The organism is [Clostridium] ultunense DSM 10521 (assembly GCF_000511955.1).
Lineage (GTDB): Bacteria > Bacillota > Clostridia > Tissierellales > Tepidimicrobiaceae > Schnuerera > Schnuerera ultunensis.
Window position 1 is genome coordinate 66,794 of record NZ_AZSU01000007.1, and the last position, 19,315, is coordinate 86,108.

Annotated in this window: 19 protein-coding genes, 1 tRNA gene, 1 pseudogene and 1 other annotated feature; of the genes and pseudogenes, 10 read left to right on the forward strand and 11 right to left on the reverse strand. The window is 31.4% G+C overall.

Annotated features, from left to right (window positions below; genetic code table 11):
• Nucleotides 1-33: 33 nt before the first annotated feature.
• The 6 genes from CUL_RS0114995 to CUL_RS0115020 all read right to left on the reverse strand — a co-directional run bounded on the left by CUL_RS0114995 (nucleotide 34) and on the right by CUL_RS0115020 (nucleotide 6,047).
• On the reverse strand, nucleotides 34-237 hold the full coding sequence (locus CUL_RS0114995; protein ID WP_005582562.1) for a cold-shock protein: 204 nt from the start codon (nucleotides 235-237) through the stop codon (nucleotides 34-36).
• A gap of 236 nt (nucleotides 238-473) precedes the next feature.
• Nucleotides 474-1,667 carry a patatin-like phospholipase family protein gene (locus CUL_RS0115000; protein WP_025642500.1) on the reverse strand — a complete coding sequence of 398 codons (1,194 nt, stop codon included), beginning with the start codon at nucleotides 1,665-1,667 and terminating at the stop codon, nucleotides 474-476.
• Nucleotides 1,668-1,731: 64 nt separating this feature from the next.
• The gene (gene mscL / locus CUL_RS0115005) at nucleotides 1,732-2,169 is read right to left on the reverse strand and encodes a large conductance mechanosensitive channel protein MscL (protein ID WP_005582564.1); all 438 of its coding nucleotides are present in this window, start codon (nucleotides 2,167-2,169) and stop codon (nucleotides 1,732-1,734) included.
• 68 nt (nucleotides 2,170-2,237) lie between these two features.
• The gene (locus tag CUL_RS0115010) at nucleotides 2,238-3,575 is read right to left on the reverse strand and encodes an L-cysteine desulfidase family protein (RefSeq protein ID WP_201767918.1); all 1,338 of its coding nucleotides are present in this window, start codon (nucleotides 3,573-3,575) and stop codon (nucleotides 2,238-2,240) included.
• A 195-nt stretch (nucleotides 3,576-3,770) separates the two neighbouring features.
• Entirely contained in the window at nucleotides 3,771-5,534 is a 1,764-nt protein-coding gene (locus CUL_RS0115015; RefSeq protein ID WP_025642503.1) for a sigma 54-interacting transcriptional regulator, read from the reverse strand.
• Nucleotides 5,535-5,558: 24 nt separating this feature from the next.
• Nucleotides 5,559-6,047: an LURP-one-related/scramblase family protein gene (locus CUL_RS0115020; RefSeq protein WP_025642505.1), complete on the reverse strand. Its 489-nt coding sequence runs from the start codon at nucleotides 6,045-6,047 to the stop codon at nucleotides 5,559-5,561.
• Between the two features lie 150 nt (nucleotides 6,048-6,197).
• On the opposite strand from CUL_RS0115020, the gene CUL_RS0115025 reads away from it, so the two are divergent.
• Nucleotides 6,198-6,623 (forward strand): deoxycytidylate deaminase, encoded by a 426-nt coding sequence (locus CUL_RS0115025; RefSeq protein WP_025642507.1) that lies wholly within the window; start codon nucleotides 6,198-6,200, stop codon nucleotides 6,621-6,623.
• A 24-nt stretch (nucleotides 6,624-6,647) separates the two neighbouring features.
• Here CUL_RS0115025 and CUL_RS0115030 read toward each other — a convergent pair whose 3' ends face one another.
• Nucleotides 6,648-7,256, reverse strand: coding sequence for a ribonuclease H1 domain-containing protein (locus CUL_RS0115030; protein WP_005582569.1), 609 nt, complete (start codon nucleotides 7,254-7,256; stop codon nucleotides 6,648-6,650).
• Nucleotides 7,257-7,509: 253 nt separating this feature from the next.
• On the opposite strand from CUL_RS0115030, the gene rocF reads away from it, so the two are divergent.
• The 5 genes from rocF to CUL_RS0115055 all read left to right on the forward strand — a co-directional run bounded on the left by rocF (nucleotide 7,510) and on the right by CUL_RS0115055 (nucleotide 13,984).
• On the forward strand, nucleotides 7,510-8,406 hold the full coding sequence (gene rocF, locus CUL_RS0115035; RefSeq protein WP_025642509.1) for an arginase: 897 nt from the start codon (nucleotides 7,510-7,512) through the stop codon (nucleotides 8,404-8,406).
• A gap of 52 nt (nucleotides 8,407-8,458) precedes the next feature.
• Entirely contained in the window at nucleotides 8,459-9,400 is a 942-nt protein-coding gene (locus tag CUL_RS0115040; protein ID WP_025642511.1) for a phosphoglycerate dehydrogenase, read from the forward strand.
• 64 nt (nucleotides 9,401-9,464) lie between these two features.
• Nucleotides 9,465-10,067, forward strand: a complete 603-nt coding sequence (locus CUL_RS0115045; protein ID WP_005582571.1) for a TetR/AcrR family transcriptional regulator — start codon at nucleotides 9,465-9,467, stop codon at nucleotides 10,065-10,067.
• 93 nt (nucleotides 10,068-10,160) lie between these two features.
• The gene (locus CUL_RS0115050) at nucleotides 10,161-12,230 is read left to right on the forward strand and encodes an efflux RND transporter permease subunit (protein ID WP_025642513.1); all 2,070 of its coding nucleotides are present in this window, start codon (nucleotides 10,161-10,163) and stop codon (nucleotides 12,228-12,230) included.
• A gap of 14 nt (nucleotides 12,231-12,244) precedes the next feature.
• Nucleotides 12,245-13,984: a hypothetical protein gene (locus CUL_RS0115055; protein ID WP_025642515.1), complete on the forward strand. Its 1,740-nt coding sequence runs from the start codon at nucleotides 12,245-12,247 to the stop codon at nucleotides 13,982-13,984.
• Nucleotides 13,985-14,027: 43 nt separating this feature from the next.
• Here CUL_RS0115055 and CUL_RS0115060 read toward each other — a convergent pair.
• Nucleotides 14,028-14,102: transfer RNA gene (locus CUL_RS0115060), tRNA-Ala, on the reverse strand.
• A gap of 134 nt (nucleotides 14,103-14,236) precedes the next feature.
• On the opposite strand from CUL_RS0115060, the gene CUL_RS0115065 reads away from it, so the two are divergent.
• Nucleotides 14,237-14,737 (forward strand): hypothetical protein, encoded by a 501-nt coding sequence (locus tag CUL_RS0115065; RefSeq protein ID WP_025642517.1) that lies wholly within the window; start codon nucleotides 14,237-14,239, stop codon nucleotides 14,735-14,737.
• A 49-nt stretch (nucleotides 14,738-14,786) separates the two neighbouring features.
• Here CUL_RS0115065 and CUL_RS0115070 read toward each other — a convergent pair whose 3' ends face one another.
• A complete protein-coding gene (locus CUL_RS0115070; protein ID WP_025642519.1) occupies nucleotides 14,787-15,302 on the reverse strand; it encodes a tryptophan transporter in 516 nt (171 codons plus the stop codon).
• Between the two features lie 118 nt (nucleotides 15,303-15,420).
• Nucleotides 15,421-15,680, reverse strand: a binding site (T-box leader).
• A gap of 125 nt (nucleotides 15,681-15,805) precedes the next feature.
• Here CUL_RS0115070 and CUL_RS0115080 point away from each other — a divergent pair.
• Nucleotides 15,806-16,225 (forward strand): OsmC family protein, encoded by a 420-nt coding sequence (locus CUL_RS0115080; protein ID WP_025642521.1) that lies wholly within the window; start codon nucleotides 15,806-15,808, stop codon nucleotides 16,223-16,225.
• A 20-nt stretch (nucleotides 16,226-16,245) separates the two neighbouring features.
• On the opposite strand, the gene CUL_RS0115085 is transcribed toward CUL_RS0115080, so the two are convergent.
• Complete coding sequence (locus CUL_RS0115085; protein WP_025642523.1) at nucleotides 16,246-17,055, reverse strand: MerR family transcriptional regulator; 810 nt, start codon at nucleotides 17,053-17,055, stop codon at nucleotides 16,246-16,248.
• Nucleotides 17,056-17,131: 76 nt separating this feature from the next.
• Between CUL_RS0115085 and CUL_RS0115090 the strand changes: the two genes are divergently transcribed.
• Both CUL_RS0115090 and CUL_RS0115095 read left to right on the forward strand, forming a co-directional pair.
• Nucleotides 17,132-18,469 (forward strand): MATE family efflux transporter, encoded by a 1,338-nt coding sequence (locus tag CUL_RS0115090; RefSeq protein WP_025642525.1) that lies wholly within the window; start codon nucleotides 17,132-17,134, stop codon nucleotides 18,467-18,469.
• 53 nt (nucleotides 18,470-18,522) lie between these two features.
• Nucleotides 18,523-18,702 carry a hypothetical protein gene (locus CUL_RS0115095; protein ID WP_005582823.1) on the forward strand — a complete coding sequence of 60 codons (180 nt, stop codon included), beginning with the start codon at nucleotides 18,523-18,525 and terminating at the stop codon, nucleotides 18,700-18,702.
• A 404-nt stretch (nucleotides 18,703-19,106) separates the two neighbouring features.
• Here the strand turns inward: CUL_RS0115095 and CUL_RS17650 are convergent.
• Nucleotides 19,107-19,315: pseudogene (locus CUL_RS17650) on the reverse strand (ISNCY family transposase); the annotation flags it as partial.

Consider the following 19,315-nt stretch of genomic DNA (forward strand, 5'->3'; position numbering starts at 1 on the left):
AAACCCTAAAGCCATTGGCTTTAGGGTTTTTGATTACTTAATTGGTGTAACGTCTTCTGCTTGAGGACCTTTTTGGCCTTCAACTATTCTGAAGGATACTGCTTCTCCTTCTTCTAGAGTTTTGAATCCTTGTTTATTGATTTGGGAAAAATGTACGAATACGTCGTTTCCTTCTTCAGTTTGAATAAATCCAAAACCTTTTTCTGAGTTAAACCATTTAACTGTACCGTTAGTCATTCTTAACTACCTCCAAAAATTTATTTCCTTTAATTCACAGGGCCTTAATAAGAAATAAAGATTTGGAGATTTTATAATCTATATAAATCTTATTTCTTTAAACCAATTTCAATTAAGTGAATCTCAATAAATATGTTTTACTGATGAATTAAAGTTTCAATTAATTATAACCCGTATTGAAAAAAATAGCAACTAATTTTTGATAATTTAATCCAAATATTATTTAAAAACTAAAGTTATAGAATAATCTTCCCAACTTCTTTTATAATCTCCCTTTTGGTAAGTAAAGACAATACATCTACCTTTTCTATTATCCTATCAATTATCCCGACCTTTTCATATTCTTGTGAGATTAAATTTTTTTTCACTAGATTTAGTAATTCCTGATAAGTATAAATTTTAAACCTTTCAATCTCATAGATTTCTGCTAGTCTATCTAATAAAGATATAAATATACCTTCATAGTCTGCTCCTTTTTCTACCCCTAGAATAGTCGATAGTTTAGGAATAATCAATTCGAATAAGGCTCTTTTATCAGGAGTACCTTCTATCTTAAATATCCCTTTCAACTTCCCTATCCTTTCCTCATCTAAGCTCAACAAATAATCTATAATATAATCTTCATCATTGATAGACTCAATATAATAATGATGTCCTTTTAATCCCCTAAGGGCTTTTAACCCATCATAATATCCTAATTTAATATTATATCTAGCAGTTTCCGTGTCAAAATCCAAGACCCTTCCTAAGTTATCTTTTGGGGATATAGTTATAATATTCAATCCGTCAAAGTTCATCTTTTTAACAATACCTGGAGCATGGGTTCTAACTATTATTAAGTCCTTGTATCCCTTATCCTTTAACAAATTTACAGGTAAATTATTATAAATTCCCCCGTCTATATATCTTTTCCCATCTATCCTTTCTGATTTAAATACAGGTAGGTAGGCGCTAGCCAGTAAATACTCCACCAGTTGTCCAGAGGGAATATCTTCAATGTATATCTCCAATGGTTTCAGATCCGTTAATGAAACGGTGACTATTCCAAAATCCTTGCCTGAATTTCTAATTTTTTCTTCATCTATTAATTCCAATAGGAGATTTTTTAAAGGTGTTATATCTAATCCTTTGTCAACAAAAAATCCCCTAATATTATCTACCAATAAGGAAATATCCTCTTTGCTTAATCTACCACTTTTTATCCTTTTTACCTCTTCTTCACTAGCATTGATAATTTTAGAATAGGAAATATCATGCCATATTTCATAGGCTCTTTGAAAATCACTTTGGGCTATCATAGCCCCATTTAAAGCTCCCACAGATGTACCGGCTATGCCTTTTACCTCAATACCTTCTTCTATTAACGCTTTATAAACCCCAATATGATAGGCACCTTTGGCTCCACCGCCTTCTAATACTAAACCATACATAATTTACACCTCAATTAAACCAATTTTATTCTTTTATTATATGAAGGATCTAAAAATTCTAAACCTATTTTTCTTCTAATACTGAAGTACAATGGGGACATCTTGTAGCTTTTATAGGTATTTCACTAAAGCAATACTCACATTTTTTAGTTGTAACAGGAACTGGCTCTTCTTTTCTTTTAAACCTATTAATCTGCCTAATGACTAAGAATAAAGAGAAGGATATTATTAAGAATTCAATGACGGTATTTAAAAACAAACCATAGTTTAGAGTAGCAGCACCTGCGTCTTTAGCTTGTTGCAGTGTTGAATAATTATTACCATCAAGGCTGATAAAAAAATTACTAAAATCAATATTTCCAATTAATCCACCAACTACAGGCATTATCACATCATTTACTAAAGAAGAGACTATTTTACCAAAAGCTCCGCCTATAATAACTCCTATTGCTAAATCAATTACATTACCTTTTACTGCAAATTCTTTAAATTCTTTGAACACTTTAATTCCTCCTAGCATATGTTTTGTTTGTTAATTAATACCCATTGTTATCATAATAAAAACATCTGCTAATTATCAGATGCTTTTATTATATCTACAATTATTGAATCTGCATTGGAAAGACCTTCTTTACATAGGATTTCTAAATTCTTAATAGTTTCCTCTACAGCATTACCTATAATTCCGATATTTGGTTTAACTATAATATTTTCATTGGCTAGGTAAGCAGCAATAACCGCTTCTTCTGCTGATGCAGATAGTTTTAAAGCACAAGTGTCCTTAGCTCCATCGCATATCATACCAGTTAGGTTAGCTAACATATTATTAGAAGCTCCGCTAATCTGTTCTTGACTACCTCCCAACATCCAAGATATGGCTCCACTGGCTCCAACTCCAGCTCCAATGGCACAACCACACATGGCAGAAAGTTTGCCAGTATGCAATTTCACATATTTATTTATTATATGGGCTAGGAATATAGCCCTAATTAATCTTTCCCTTGATATATCATTTTCCTCTGCCACTACTATTATAGGTAAAACCACTCCTAGGCCTTGATTACCACTACCTGAACTAGTCATTATTGGGCAATTACCTCCGCCCATTCTCATATCTGCAGCTGCCGCAGTTAGAATTCTTGCCCTAGTTGGCCCATCAATTTTTAATCTTCCTTCCCTTTCTAATTTTATAAGGCCTCCACCAATATTCAAGCCATTTTCTATCTTTATTCCCATTTCAGCAGCCTTCCTATTCATCCTTATTCCATCTTCTACAAAAGCGATGGATTCTATGGGCATTGATTCCGTAATTTCTATTATATCATTAAATGATAGATCTTTAATAAAATCTGGAGCTAAACCTTTATCCTGATCTAACATGCCTTTGTAAACTACTTTTCCATCTACCTTTACCCTATCTATATGATTATGGGCATCTTTCAATACTACTTCCACTATCCTTTCTTCTCCTTGTACATATATCTCCACATATACATCAGGAGTGTTTTCCAGATAATCCACATCTACTATACCCTGCTCTAATATTTCATGAGCCTTTCTAATATGTTCATCCTTTATATTTTTCAAAATCATAAGTTCATCATCTGGATTCCCTACTATAATTCCTAAAACTCCCGCTAAATCTAGACCCCATTCCTTTGTATTGGGAATAATAACAGATTTGCCGTTTTTAAATATATTCTTGCTTGTCCTTATTTTCAGTCTATCAATTTCTCCCTCAAAATATTTGTTGACAACGGAGGCTGCATAAGCTACAGCCACAGGTTCAGTACATCCTAAAGCCGGTATGGTTTCCTCTTTTATTATGATTAATAGTTTTTCTACTATGCTATTGTCTACCATTCTGCCACCGCCTTTCTTTTCATAGGTTACTACCCTATTATTCATGCAATATTTATGCCAATATAAAAAAACAAAAGGACAAACTGATGATTTCTCAGTTTGTCCTTTCATTTGACTAAAATTTTAATAAGAGATCTTTCCTATTATTGAGAATTATATATTAAACCATAAGAATATGCTTATATTACCCTACAAAAATAGCGGGATCATTAAATTCCTCATTTTTGCAAATTTTTTGCATTATTGCAAATTGTATTTATTTAATTTCCTATATAGAGTGGATAAGTTAATTCCTAAAATTGAAGATATTTTTTCTTTATCCTCTGTAGTTCTACCATATTCTTTTAAATAGGATTCGAGTATTCCCTTCTCATAATTATCTAGAATATCATTTAACCTATTATTTTTTTCTATTTTTATATGGCTATTATCACAATAATTCTTTATTATATGAGGTAAATTTTCAAATACTATCTCTTCATCCTTTACCACATTTACAAGGTATTCAACAACATTTTCTAATTCCCTTACATTGCCTGGCCAATTATATCTACGGAAAGCTTCTTCTACCTCCTTAGAAAAAACCTTTAAATCTTTTCCCAGTCTGTTACAATATTTAATAAGTAAATATTGGCTCAACTTATCAATATCCTCTATCCTTTCTCTCAAAGATGGAATATAGATAGGTATAACATTTAGTCTATAGTATAAATCCCCCCTAAATTCTTCTTCCTTTATCATCTGTTCTAAATTCCGATTGGTAGCGGCTATCAATCTAAAGTCTACAGAAATTAATTCTCTACCTCCTACCCTCATAAAAGCTCCCTCTTGTAGAACCCTTAAAATCTTTGGCTGTAAATGTAAGGGCAAATCCCCTATTTCATCTAAAAATAAAGTACCACCATTGGCTAGTTCAAACTTACCCATCTGTCCTTCCTTACTTGCTCCTGTAAAAGCCCCTCCATCATAGCCAAATAATTCACTCTCCAACAGATTATCTGGAATTGAAGCACAGTTTATAGCTACAAAGGGAAAACTTCTTCTATTACTAGCATTGTGAATAGCCCTAGCAAACAATTCCTTCCCTGTACCGCTTTCTCCCCTTAGTAATACTGTAGATTGGCTTGAGGCTACTTTATTAGCTAAATTTTTTACTTCTACCATTTTAGGACTATTTCCAATTATATGGTCAAAGGTTATACTACTTCCACCTTCTATTAATTTATATGCACTTTTTATCATGTCCGAAGTTTCGTGTATTTCGATTATATTACTTACTTTTTCATTTTTTACCATTACTGGAAAGGCTTTTATTATAAAACTTTTTCTTTTCCCTCTCACAGTTATTTTAGTTTCAATGGGAATTTGTGCCTTTAAATCGAATTTCAGCTCTGGTAAGATTTCAGATATTGATTTGTTAATTAAATCATAAGCTCTGATTTGTAAATAGTCTTCAGTTTTAGAATTGATAAACTTTATACTCCCTTCAATATCGGTACATATAATTCCATTGCCTAGCCCATCTATAATCATCTTTGTTTCTTCACCTTGTATAGTTAAAGCAGTTATCATATTGGCATATTTTAAATTCCCTGCTAATAGGTCTCCTAGCTTGCTTAAAAAAACGATTAAAGAATTATAATCCTCTTGGATTTTCCTTTTTTGTTCTATGTTAAAAGCTATAAGCCCAATAACACCTAGTAATTCCCCTTGACTTATAATCGGATACCCAATAGTGGCTAATTCAGCGCAATTCCCCTTTAAACTACAACCAAAACATTTTTCACTTATATTGGGATTGTCAATGAATTCAGCTTCTCTTTTTTCAGCTACTAATTCAAATGAACAATTTTTAGGTAAGGGTTTACCAATTAGACCCCTATACATACCCGTAGCTGCTACCCTATTTAAATTTTTATCTACAATGGTTACATCTACATTTAACACTGCGGAAATAGCCTCAGCTACTTCCCGAACGGATTTTTGTATATCAAACAACTCCATTAATACCACATCCCTTAAATTTTTCTAGGAATTGTTTCTATTACCATCATAAAATATTTGGTCTAATACTATTACAATGGATAGAATAAATGGCTGATCTTCCTCATCTAGTATATCCACAGAATAGGTATCGGAAAGAGATATCCATTTCTTATTTATCCATGCAATGGATTTACCATTTTTCAAAATATTGAAATTATGATGGAATACATCCCCTTCGATGGTAAAATTAGCATAGGAGCTTTCTATATAAAATTTAGGCTTAAAAAACGTAAACTCCTTTTTAATCTTTCCAATAAGGTTTCTTTCCCTATAGATATTATACTCTGGTAAAAATCTAAATACTTGTTGTTCTATATATATAAGCTCTCTTCCATTTAAATCATATATATTCAATTTGTTTCCCAAAGAAAATATTTTTCCTACTACCTCATATTGGGGATATCCATGTTCATCCTCAATATTGAATCTATCTGCAAACGTAAAAATTTTTTCTTTAATTATATATCTCATCACATTCTCCTTATATCTATATTAAATATCTAGGTACTTACATTATATTATATATAGATAAATATATCCATATACTCTAACCTTTAGGTTCAATTAAATAATAAAATATGATAATATATTATAAAATTATCTAAAAAGGAGAAAAGATAAATGGGAAAGAGAAAAACTTGGAATGAGTATTTTATGCAAATAGCTGAAATAGTAGCAACCCGTTCTACCTGTGACAGGGCAGAAGTTGGGTGTTTAATCGTTAACGATGATAATAGGATAGTGTCTACAGGATATAATGGTTCTATCTCTGGTAATCCCCATTGTGATGATGTAGGACATACTATGAGAGATGGCCATTGTATAGCTACCATACACGCTGAAATGAATGCCCTACTATATTGTGCTAGGGAAGGCATTTCAGTTAAAGATTGTAAAATATATGTCACCCATTTTCCTTGTCTGAATTGTACGAAGGCATTAATACAAGCTGGGATTAAAAAATTTTTTTACAAGCATAGCTATAGGATTGATGATTATGCAATAGAATTATTGAAAAAAAATAATGTTTCTTTTGAAAGAATATAGCACTAATGGGTATACCCATTAGTGCTATATTCCTAAGGCTTCCTTTGCTAATCTATCTGCTTCCTCATTGTATTTATTTCCGGAATGGGCCTTTACCTTTATAAATACTACCTTTAATCTATCCTTTATGGAATCATAATATTTTTTATATTCTTTGGTGCCATGTTTATTGGTTTTCCATTGATCAATTGCCCATTTTTCTATCCCTACATAATCATAATATAGGTAGAGAATATCCTTACCTCTTTTCAAAGCCTCCTCCATTGCAAATATGGATCCACTTATTTCTCCAGCTACATTTCTCATATCCACTAGATTTACATCCTTTTCTTTTTTTGAATAGGTTTCCTTCCCTTGATCTGTAAATATAACAGCACCAAAACTGTAGTATTTATTGTCTGAATCGAAACTACCATCTACGTAGGCAATCATTTCATTTTCTTTTAATTCCGTTATATCTCTTTCTTCAGATGGTTTTTCAGCGCCTTCAATAAAACTTAAAGCTTCTTCATAAGTAGAAAATTTCTTATATATTGCATTAGAATAACCTTTCACCTGAGCTTGGCATTCAACCCAAGTCTCATATATGCCTATTTTTCTACCATTTCTGACTGCATAATAGTACTTAGCCATAGTCCACCTCTTAAATTCATATTAGTATATCCATTCTACTACTTCTTCCATCTATTTTCTAGTCCTTGGGTCTTTTTTCTTCTTTTTAATATGGTCCATATACCTTATTGTTTGAAAACATTAAGAATTTATTTAAGACTAAAAATTTTCAATAATCTAAAATGTCTACTTGTCCTGAAAATTATTAATGATATAATTAAATTGTATCAAGTGCTATTTTTGTCAAATATTATATTATAAAGGAGGTTTTATAATGGATATTAGTTTAATTGGAGTACCCATTATGTATGGTTGTGATCGCCAAGGCGCTCAATATGGACCAGAAAAGTTAAGACAGAAAGGTATAATAGATATTATAAAGAAACATAGAGAAAATATTTATGATTTAGGAAATCTATTTATACCCAATGTTCCAGAAGTAGATAAATATGCCCATCATAAGAAAATCAAGTATTTAAAACCTGTGGTTGATATAAATACCAATTTGGCCCATTCGGTCTTTAGCACATTAGCTTCAAAAAGTTTCCCTTTCATAATAGGTGGAGATCATTCCATCGGTCTAGGTAGTATCTCAGGTTCGAGTAAATTTCATAAGGATTTAGCAGTAATATGGGTTGATGCCCATGGTGATATAAATACCCATGAAACATCTCCATCAGGTAATTCCCATGGTATGCCCTTAGCTGCAGCTTTAGGAGTTGGGGAACCTTCCCTAATTAACGTCTATTATAATGGATCCAAGGTAAAACCTGAGAATGTATTCATTATCGGCGCCAGGGATTTGGATAAAGGAGAAATTAAACTAGCTAAAGAATTAAATTTGAACCTATATACCATGGACACTATTAGAAAAGTTGGCCTAGAATCTGTAATACAAGAAGTTATTGATAAAATAAACAAATCTAATATAGATGGAGTCCATTTAAGCTTTGATATTGATGTGTTGGATAAAAGTTTAGTACCGGGAACCGGGACCCCAGTTGAGAATGGTTTTAGCTTGGAAGAAGGTAAAATAATCTTAAAAGAATTTTTGAATACAAGGACAATAAAATCTATGGATTTAGTAGAATTAAATCCTTACCTAGATGAAAACGATATCACAGCAGATCTTTGTATAGAACTGGTAGATTGGATTTTTAAACATTTATAATTTTATATATTAAGGAATATTACATTAAACAAAAGAGGAAGGAGGATTTCTTTTGAAAGCGCTTATCACCTTTAAATATACAGATGAAGAGTTTAAAAGCCTAGAAGACCTAGGTTACGACATAATTTTTAAGGATGAAAGGGATATAAGTTTTTCCAATGATATTAAAGATGCGGACATTATGGTATGTTTCGACCCCTTCGACAAATTAGATATTAGCATGTTGCCAAACCTAAAGTGGATTCAACTTCTAAGTGCCGGTATCAATCAAGTGCCAATAGATAAAATGGTAAATCAAAATATTATCCTCACCAATAATAGGGGAGGATACAGTATCCCTATAGCTGAATGGATTGTTCTTAAAACTTTGGAAATGTATAAGAATAGCAAAGAATTTTATGAAAAACAGAAAAATAAAGACTGGAAAGTAGATACTTCTCTTTTGGAGATTTATGGGAAGACCATAGGATTCATAGGTACCGGTTCCATTGCTCAGGAAGCTGCAAAGAGATTTGAAGGATTTGGTGTAAATATAATTGGGGTAAATGCTAGCGGAAAAAAAGCAGATTACTTCCATCAATGTCATAGCATAGATAAGATAAACGATATAGTAGGTCAATGTGATGTTCTAATAGTAGCTGCACCTTATACTGAAAAAACCCATTATCTTATAAGTGAAGATGTTTTTAAAAGTATGAAAGATGGAACCTATCTAATCAACATAGCCCGTGGTAATATAATAGACGAAAAAGCACTTATTAACAATTTGAAATCAGGAAAGATAAAAAAAGCGGCTTTAGATGTATTTGAAATTGAACCTTTATCAGAAGATAGCCCTTTATGGGATATGGAGAATGTAATCATCTCCCCACATAATTCCTGGGCTTCAGAGATGAATTTTAGAAGAAGGTATGAAATTGCCTATAAAAATATGAAACGGTATATAAACAAAAAAAAGCTAATCAATATTATAGATTTAAAAAAAGGGTACTGACTTCGAAGTCAGTACCCTCTTTTTTGAACTAAATGGTATAATAGATTGGATAGGAGTGATTTTAATGGATAGTAAATATACAACTACACAGGAGAAAATACTTTCTGCAGCTATTCAACTATATGGTTCTAAAGGAGACATGACTACAAGGGAGATTGCAAATAAAGCAGGAGTTAATGTAGCCTCTATAAATTACCATTTCCAAAGCAAAGATAATCTCTTAAAGGCTGTAGAAAGACACTATTCTAATCTTTTATATGATATGCAAAACCAAATCCTGAAAGACCCAACTAGCAGCCCAAAAGATAAACTAACCATCTGGGCAAATAATTTAATGGAATTTATGTTTCAATGTCCGGCCTTAATACCTTTAGTTGCAAATTTAGTAATCCAGGATGAAAGTTATAATCCTGAAATAATAAAGAAGTTTTTCGACAATATAGAGTTTAAAGAGAAGATTGAAGGGATAATATCTTCTATTACCCATATAAAAGATAAAGAGATTCTAAATTATAAATACATACAACTTTTTTCTGGTATCCTTGGTCCAATTTTATTCCAGGTTATGCCTAATATTTCAGGTCAGAAAAGTGTCTTTATAGATTTTAGTGTGGAAAAAGAAAGAAAGAAATATATAGAAGATTTAGTAGATACCATATTAAAATAAAAGATTGATTTTTTTCACCTTTAGTATTAAGATGTATTTAAACAATTGTTTTAATCATATGTTTAAATACATTTTTTATTGGGGGGATTTTATGTGGATATCTTAGCAAATTTCGTGGTAAACCATAAAAAATTTATTCTTATCTTATACATCATCTTTATCGTCTCATCCTTTATAGGAAATAACTACGTGGAAATCAACTATGATTTAAGCACTTATTTACCCTTGGAAGCTAATTCTATAAAGGGAAAAAATATATTGGAAGAAGAGTTTGACATTAATGGCATTGCTTTCTTGATGATGAAAGACAAATCCTTGCCTGAAGTAGAAAAAGTTGTTAAAACCATAGAATCTATGGAAGAGGTAAAGGATATAATCTGGCTTGGAACTGGTGAAGATATATTAAAACCAGAAAGTTTTATGGATGACAATATTAAAGAGGAATTCCTATCAGAAAATTCAAATTTAATTCAAATTAGATTTATTAATTCCAACGATTCATTAGAAACTGTGGAAGCCATAGGAAAAATACAGAAAATTGTGGGGAAATCTGGATATGTAGGAGGCCCTGCTGCCCTTTCAAAGGATATGCAAACCATTACAAAAAAAGAAGTGGTCTACTATTCTATTATAGCCTTTGTAATTATCTCCATAATTCTTTTTATGTCCATGGAATCCTTCGTAGAACCTATTCTATTTTTTATAGCCATAGGGGTAGCCATAATACTTAATATGGGGACTAACATAGTATTTGACAGCATCTCTTTTACCACTCACTCTGTAGCCAGTATAATCCAGTTAGCAGTTTCTATGGATTATTCAATCTTTTTACTCCATAGATATATTGAAGAAAAGACAATCCAAAAAAACAAAGAACAAGCTATGGTCAAAGCTATAGGAAAAACCTTTAATTCCATAATATCATCTTCCTTAACTACCATAGGAGGGTTCCTTGCCCTTATATCCATGAACTATGGGATTGGTAAGGATATAGGGTTGGTCCTTGCTAAAGGTGTGTTTTTTAGTCTAATATCTGTAATTACTCTTTTGCCAATATTGATATTAATATTTGATAGACAAATAGAAAAGTATCGCCATAGGATATTACTACCCAATTTTAAAAAATCCTCTAGATTCATAGTTAAAAATCGTTATGTATTTTTAGTAGTTGTTATATTGATTACAATCCCTTCCTTTTTAGCTCAGGCCAATGTAGAATACTATTACGCCGATGAAAAAATTCTACCTGAATCTACGGATTTCAATGTGGCTAATAGGGAAATAGATAGATTGTTTTCAAATAAGAACCAATTGACCCTTATTGTACCGAAGGGAGACAAATTAAAGGAATTCAATTTAATAGATAAATTGACAAATATAGAAGAAATTACTGAAGTTAAAGGGCTATATTCCTTGGTAGACATTACCATACCCGAAGATTTTATCCCTGAAGACGTTAAAACCAATTTCCAATCAGAAAAATATACTTTAATAAATATGAATATGAATTTACCTATAGAAGGAAAGTCTACAGATAGAGCTTTAAATTCCATAAAAGAAACTGTATCTAAAATATATGACGAATGGTATTTAACTGGAGAAGCAGCCATATATTCAGATTTACAAAGGGTAACTTCCAAAGATTTTAAAAATGTAACTATACTATCCATTGCCATAATAAGTGGAATTATCCTTATAGCATCTAAATCTTTAACTCTACCTATAATACTAGTCTTTGTCATCCAATTAGGCATATGGATAAATTTAGCCATACCCTATTTCCAGGGAACCTCTCTAAATTTCATTGCCTTCATCATAATAGGTGCAATACAGTTAGGCGCAACGGTAGACTATGCCATATTATATACCTCTCGCTTCAAAGAAAACCTAGAGATATTGCCAAATAAAGAGAAAGCAGCTATTAAAACTATAGAGGATACGGGAAGGCCTATACTTACCTCTGCTCTAATACTCTTTACTGGTACTTTAAGTGTCTATCTCATTACAAGTATGAGGAACGCTGCAGAGCTGACGCTTCTTATAGGTAGAGGTGCTATCATTAGTTTAATATTGGTTTTAGTAGCACTTCCTTCAATTTTGATTGTTTGCAATGGTTTAATAGGCAAAACCACAATCAATTGGCCAAAGGAGTTAAGTAAATAATAGGAGGGAAATCAATGAAAAGGTTTTTAAGTTTTTTAATGATTTTTACTATGATATTCTCCTTTTCAACTTTGGGATTAGCAGAAATAGATAGAAACGAGACTATCTATGTAAACTTGAATCATGATGGTACCACTAAGAATATAAAAGTAGTAAATCATATTTCTGGAAATAGCAAGGAAGAGTATTATACAGATTATGGTCAGTATGAAGACCTAAAAGTCTTAGTAGATGGAGTTGACCCAATAATAGAAGACCATACGATTAAATGGCCTACAGTTTTTTTAGGAAATAGGGATATCTACTACGAAGGCAGTTTAAATAAGGATTTGCCCATGACCATAGATATAGATTATTTTTTAGATGGGAAAGAGATTGAAGGAGAAGAGTTAGCAGGAAAATCTGGTAATTTGAAAATTAATATATCCATTAAAAATAGTACTGACCTGACTACTCAATTCCAAATACCTTTAAATCTAGATATATTTTCCGATATAAAAGTAGGAAATGGAGTAAATTCTGTAATTGGAAAAACTATGACTGTAGTATTTACCCATCTTCCCATTGAAAACCAAGAATTTAGCATTGAAGCAAAAGGTGAAAATATTGAATTGGATCCTATACTCATAGCTTCTACTCCATCTAATATACCCTTACCCAAAAATTTAGGAGAGGATATAGGCAGTTTCTCTGAAGGTATAAACAAAATGTCAAAAGCTGCAAGAGAATTAGAAGAGGGTTCTTTTGAACTAACTAAGGGAACTATCAGTTTAAAGGAAGGTCTTAAGACACTGAGCAGTGGAATAGGCAAGTTCTATTCTGGTTTTAATGAAATTAGTACCAATAGTCAAATATTAACTAAAGGTCTCCTGGATTTCAATAATGGTTTTAAGCTTTTAACTGACAATATCCTAGGTTTATGGAATGGAATCAATAATTTGAACCACGGTTTTAACGAAATAAAAACTGAGACACAAAATATTCAAGAAGGCATTTCATCTTTTAATCAGGGTACTAAAGAAGTAAATAAAGGATTCGAACAATTAAAAGATGGGTTAAATGAACTTAATTCCAATCATAAGGATCTAGTTACTCTAGCAGAAAGCTTGTCAAGTAGTAATGACCCTAGGGTTAGAGCCTTAGCTGAAGGTGTTATAAAAGAAGGGATAGCTATAGATGCCCTAAGTCAAGGTGCAAACAATTCTTTTAATGGATTGATTATCCTTGGAGAAAAAGTCAATGAACTGGACTTAGGATTCCAAGAATATAATAAAGGTATTAATACAATTGGATATGGTTTAAATGAACTAATCCAACAGTTAAAACCCTTACCTGAAGAACTAGAAAATATGTATAAAGGACATAGTCAATTAACAGAAGGTATTAATTCAATCTTTAATGGGTTTGAACCTATGACTAGAAGCTTTGAAGAATTAAACAATAAAACTAAATCTTTGCCTAACAAAGTAGATAAGCTAATAGATGGACAAAATAATATAACAAAAGGTATTAGCACTTTAAATGATGAAGGATTATTAAAAATTAAAAACTCAATTGATGGATTTTCTATATTAGATGAATCAGATAATAAATATACCTCTTTTGTCCATGACAAAAATGAAAACAATACTACTTTCCAATTTATAATGCAAACCCCAGCTATTAAACTTGTACCTGAAAGGAAAGAAATTGAATTAAGAGTTGAAGGTAAAAAAAGCTTTTTTGAAAGATTCCTAAGCTTATTTAGAAAATAATATTAAAAGGTCTTCTTAGCACTAAGAAGACCTTTATCTTTATTGGTGGAGATAAGGGGATTCGAACCCCTGACCTCTTGACTGCCAGTCAAGCATTCTCCCACTGAACTATATCCCCATCGTATAAGATAATACTACTTTTTTTCGTCCTGGTCAAGTATAAATTTCATATTTAAGTTGAAACTATTATTTATTCTGAAAAAAGGGTATTATATAAAGGTAGCATATAAATAGGTAAAGGAGTGATAATAAATGAACCCAATGTTAAAGAAATTAGTCGACCAGGATTTCATGACAGAGTCTCAGGGTGAATATTTGGAGGAAGCTATCACAAGAAAAGAATCAATCATAGTTTCAGGCCATAAGGGTTGGGGAATTCGTCCTTTAATGGCTACTTTAATGGCTGTAGCTAAAATAAATTCTAAAGCCGTTCAAGTTAAAGGCTTTGATGATTTGAAAAATGATGAAGCTGAATACTTCTTGATCCCGGGCATTAATGATATTAATTTTGAGAAATTAATAGCCCAAGCTATGGCTATCCCTAATTCCGCTTTCATAAGTATAAAGGATCCAGAACATCCCTATTCAATTTTTAAACTTTTAAAACAGGTTTTTAAAGAAAATAAGGATAGTTCGAAAGTATATCAAGTCCTTGAATGTGCCAAAGTTGATGATATGCCTAAATTAGTTAAGATTACACAAATAACCTTAGATGAAACAGGTAAACTAATAAAAGTTGATTTTGAAGGTTAACTTTTTGAATATAGTGACGGGAAAATTCGTCACTATATTCAAGCTTGTACTAATGTAAAGCAATTCCCGATAACTTTATAGCCTTTTTAGTTATTCCGTAAATAAAGACTGTACCTATTCCATTTATTATAGTAGTGGGAATTACTACAGTTGTTATTAACATCTTCATGGGAACAGGTAATCCTGTAATAAAAGCAGCAGACCCTAAAAAGATTATTCCACTTAAAAAGGTTCCCAATCCCCCAATTAATCCAACTACAACAGGATTTATTTTAATTCGGCTAAGATATTTAATAATAAAAAATAGGATTAAACATGTAACTACTTTATCAATTATATTGGGTAATTGACCTCCTGGGAAAGTGGTAGTCATAGCAGAGAGTAATCCTGCCAACAATCCAGTTAATATAGCATTTTCAAATTTTGGATTCAGCAAGAGTGAAACTATCATAAAAATTAAAAGAAAATCAAATTTCATACCACCCAATATACCTGGAGTAATCTGGTGTAAAATAAAACCAATGGCTAATAGCAATGTTGTAAAAATATTGTTTCTCAACTTCATTATAAACATCTCCTTTTTCATTTTTTATTTTTCTTTTTTCCCAATCATCCAGTTCTGTTCACAACATTCTACTTCACCACCTTTATATTTAATCAAATAAAAAAAGCCTCTCATCCTATAAAAGGACGAAAGACTGCTTTCGCGGTGCCACCTTAATTAGACTATCCATTGGATAATCTCCCCTCCACAGATACCTAGCCTAAGGCTATATATCCTATTCCTATAACGGGAAATCCCCGGTATTGACTACTCTGATTCTAATCATTTCGACAAACTTCTTGTAGACCCATTCGCTAAAACTATGATATCGGACTTTCACCAACTCCGACTCGCTAAAACCATATACCTTTAGCTACTATTTCTACGCATTGAATTTAACTTAATTTAAATAATCATATAATATTTTCACAAAAAAGTCAAGAAACTATTCCTAATATAGATTCCTTTTAGACTTTGTATTTTTGGGTATCATAGGTATAAGTCTTTAGAAAGGGGTCATTTAAATGAAAAAAACTAAAATTGAAGCTCGATTAAAAGGAATTATGGGATTTGAAATGGAATTAGATGGTCATAATTTCATTACCGATGCCTCAGAGAAAATTGGGGGTAATAATTTAGGCCCTCGGCCCAAACAACTCCTTTTGGCAGGTTTAATTGGCTGCACTGGTATAGATGTAATGTCCATATTAAGAAAAATGAAAGTAGAGCTTGAGGATTTAAAAATTCAAGTGGAGGCTGACAATACAGAAGAACATCCAAAGGTTTATGAAAATATCCATTTAACCTATATATTTAAAGGAAAGAATCTGCCGAAAAAAAATATAGAAAAGGCTGTATCTCTTTCACAAGAAAAATATTGTGGTGTTACTGCAATGCTTAAAAAGGTCACATCAGTTACATATGATATAGTAATTGAAGAATGAAAAGCAACGGCTGTTGCTTTTCATTTCTTTATAGGAATTTGAATCTCTGTTATAAACTCCTTTTCCTTTGATGTTCCATGTATATCTAAACGGTAAATTTCCATAGGTCTTCCATTAAGTATATATCCATTTCTATTGATAAAATCCATCATCTTTTCAAAATACTTTTGGCTTTTTTCATAGGAACCACGATAGATCAATGTTACAAAATACCCTGGGGGCAATATCATATTATAATCTTTCTCTTGATCATCTACGAAAAAGAAGGCATTTTCATATAAACTATAATTCTCCCTTTCCAATCCTTCATCAGCAATAAAAACTCCCATATCCTTATTCCCAAATAAGAATAATTTAGAATCATCCCTACCTTCGAGTTTACGAAAAGCTAAATCTACTTCTTCATCTTCCGACATAACACCTTCAATTAAGATGATTTTTCTCCCTTTTATCTCCTTTACCTTTATTTCTCCGTAAGAATCTATATCCTTAAATCCCTCCAAATTTACTAGTTTTTCCCGTAAATTTTCTTTTAATTCCAACAATGGTTTAATCTTCTCCTCAATCAATTGGATCTCTGTCTCCATTAAATGGATGGTAGTATCTATACTCCTATTTTCTAGATATTCTTTTATTTGTTTAGTAGAAAAATCTAATTTTCTCAAATCCTTGATTATATTTAATCGCCAAATATCGTCTATAGAATACACTCTATATCCATTAGGCTTTCTTTTTGGATTAATAAGCCCTTTCCTTTCATAGTAACGGATGGAATCAGGTCCTAAATTATATAGTTTGCATATTTGGCCTATAGTATATTCTTTCTTCATATATTTTCTCCCCTATACTTTTCCTTGACATTAGTATTGTACCAAGGTTTATATTAGTAATCAAGGAGTGATTTTTATGCAACAAAACACGTCGAAATCATATTTGACTAAAAAATTTTTTAAATACCTAGTACCTTCAGTAACCGCCATGTGGTTTTTTTCTATTTACACCATGGTAGATGGAATATTCGTCGGAAAAGGAGTAGGCCCTATTGCCCTGGCAGCTGTTAATCTATCTATGCCTTATATTAATGGTGTTTTTGCAGTATCCCTGTTGATTTCAGTCGGATCTTCTACTTTAATAACATTCTATTTTGGCAAAAATGAAAAGGAAAAAAGTAATGAAATATTTACTTTAAATATAATCCTTCTTTCTATTATAGGTATTGTATTAACTGGACTTTCATTGATGTTTATTGAAAAAATAGCATATTTTTTGGGAGCAAATGCTGAAACATTACCTTATGTTGTAGATTATTTAAAAATAATTATCCTTTTTAGCACTTTCTTTATGGTGGCTTATTCACTAGAGGTTCTAGTTAAAGCCGATGGTTTTCCTATCTACTCCATAATATTCGTTACACTAGCTGCCATAACCAATATAGTACTAGATTATATTCTTGTGATCCGTTATAACTATGGAATAAAAGGTGCAGCCTTTGCTACTGGTGCTTCTCAGTTTATATCCTGTATGGCATTTTTATTCCACTTTTTATTTGGAAAATCCAATTTGAAATTTGTTAAGCCTAAATTTAATTTTTCTTCCATAGCCAAATTATTTACCATAGGTATTCCTGAAGCTTTAACTGAGTTATCGGCAGGTTTCACTACCTTTGTATTTAACTTTGCAATTTCAAAACATATAGGTACTTATGGCCTAGCAGCCTTCGGAGTCATTATGTACTTAAATAATCTAGTCCTTATGACCATGGTAGGCATAAATCAAGGAATGCAACCTTTAATTAGTTATTATAATGGGAAAGGCAACTATAAGAATATTGATTATTTATTAGATCTAGCTTTAAAAACCTCTATATCTTTTGCAGTTTTATTCTTTGGAATTTCCCAGCTATTTCCAAAACAATTGGTTTCCTTCTTTATAGAGCCATCCAATAGGAACGCTTTTTTGTTGTCCATAAAAGGCTTGAAGATATTTAGTTTTGGATTTCTAATTTGTGGATTTAATATCATTCTCTCTGGCTATTTTACTGCATTAAAAGAAACTACTAAAGGAACGGTTATTTCAACATTAAGAGGATATGTTTTAATCACCTTAATATTATTTATTCTTCCCAATATATGGGGAAATTTTGGAATCTGGATTTCCTCTTTAGTTTGTGAAGCTTTGACATTAACTGTAGCTTTAACCGTATATACAAGGTTTCAAACTGATTTTAAGGATATACCTTTATAATTTTAAACTAATTGCATATACTAATTAAACATTAAAATGAAAGGAAGAAGCCTATGGATGATAAGTACATTGTTATAACTAATAATAAGTTTTCGGAACCCATGTCTAAAAAGGAAGCAATAAATCTAGTTAAAGATTACGACAATAAAGGTATAGTTGGATATATTGTATCTGAAGAAGAAGCTAAAAGGATAAAAGATCCCAGCAATTTCAATGAACCTAAATGGGAATGAAATTATAAATTTGATGTAAAACTCTAGTTTCATGAAATATTATTGAAACTAGAGTTTTTTTGATGATAATATGAACTGGCTTCTGTTTATATATCTATTTGATATAATAGAATTATATTTTATATTTTATAAGTAATTGCGAAACTCTTTCTAAAAACTGAATAATAGGAATATAGATCCTTCAAAAAAAGAGTTTCAAGAATGGAAAGTGGAATCCAAGTGAAAGTTTAGCGAGAACTAAAAGTTGTTCTTAAAAAAGGGTACACAAAATAAAGGTATCAAATTTCTAGAAAAATGAATATCTAAAATAAATACCTAAGCAATTAATGGTTTTAAACTTCTGATGTACTCGTGCTTATGTATTTTATCAGCAAGGACAACAGTAATTAATTGTGTGATGCCTGCTAGTAGTAAATCGGCATGAATGGTTTTCTCATTTTGGGTTTTACGTCCAGCAATACAGAAACTTTCTTTAAAATGATTTATGGACTGCTCTACTACTGAACGGATTTTATAAACTTTATCCCATTCTTCTGTATCACGAAGAGTCCCTGGATAAGCACGAAGATCCTTTTCAGGATAAACGTAGATCATTCTTCCACAAGGTGATGAA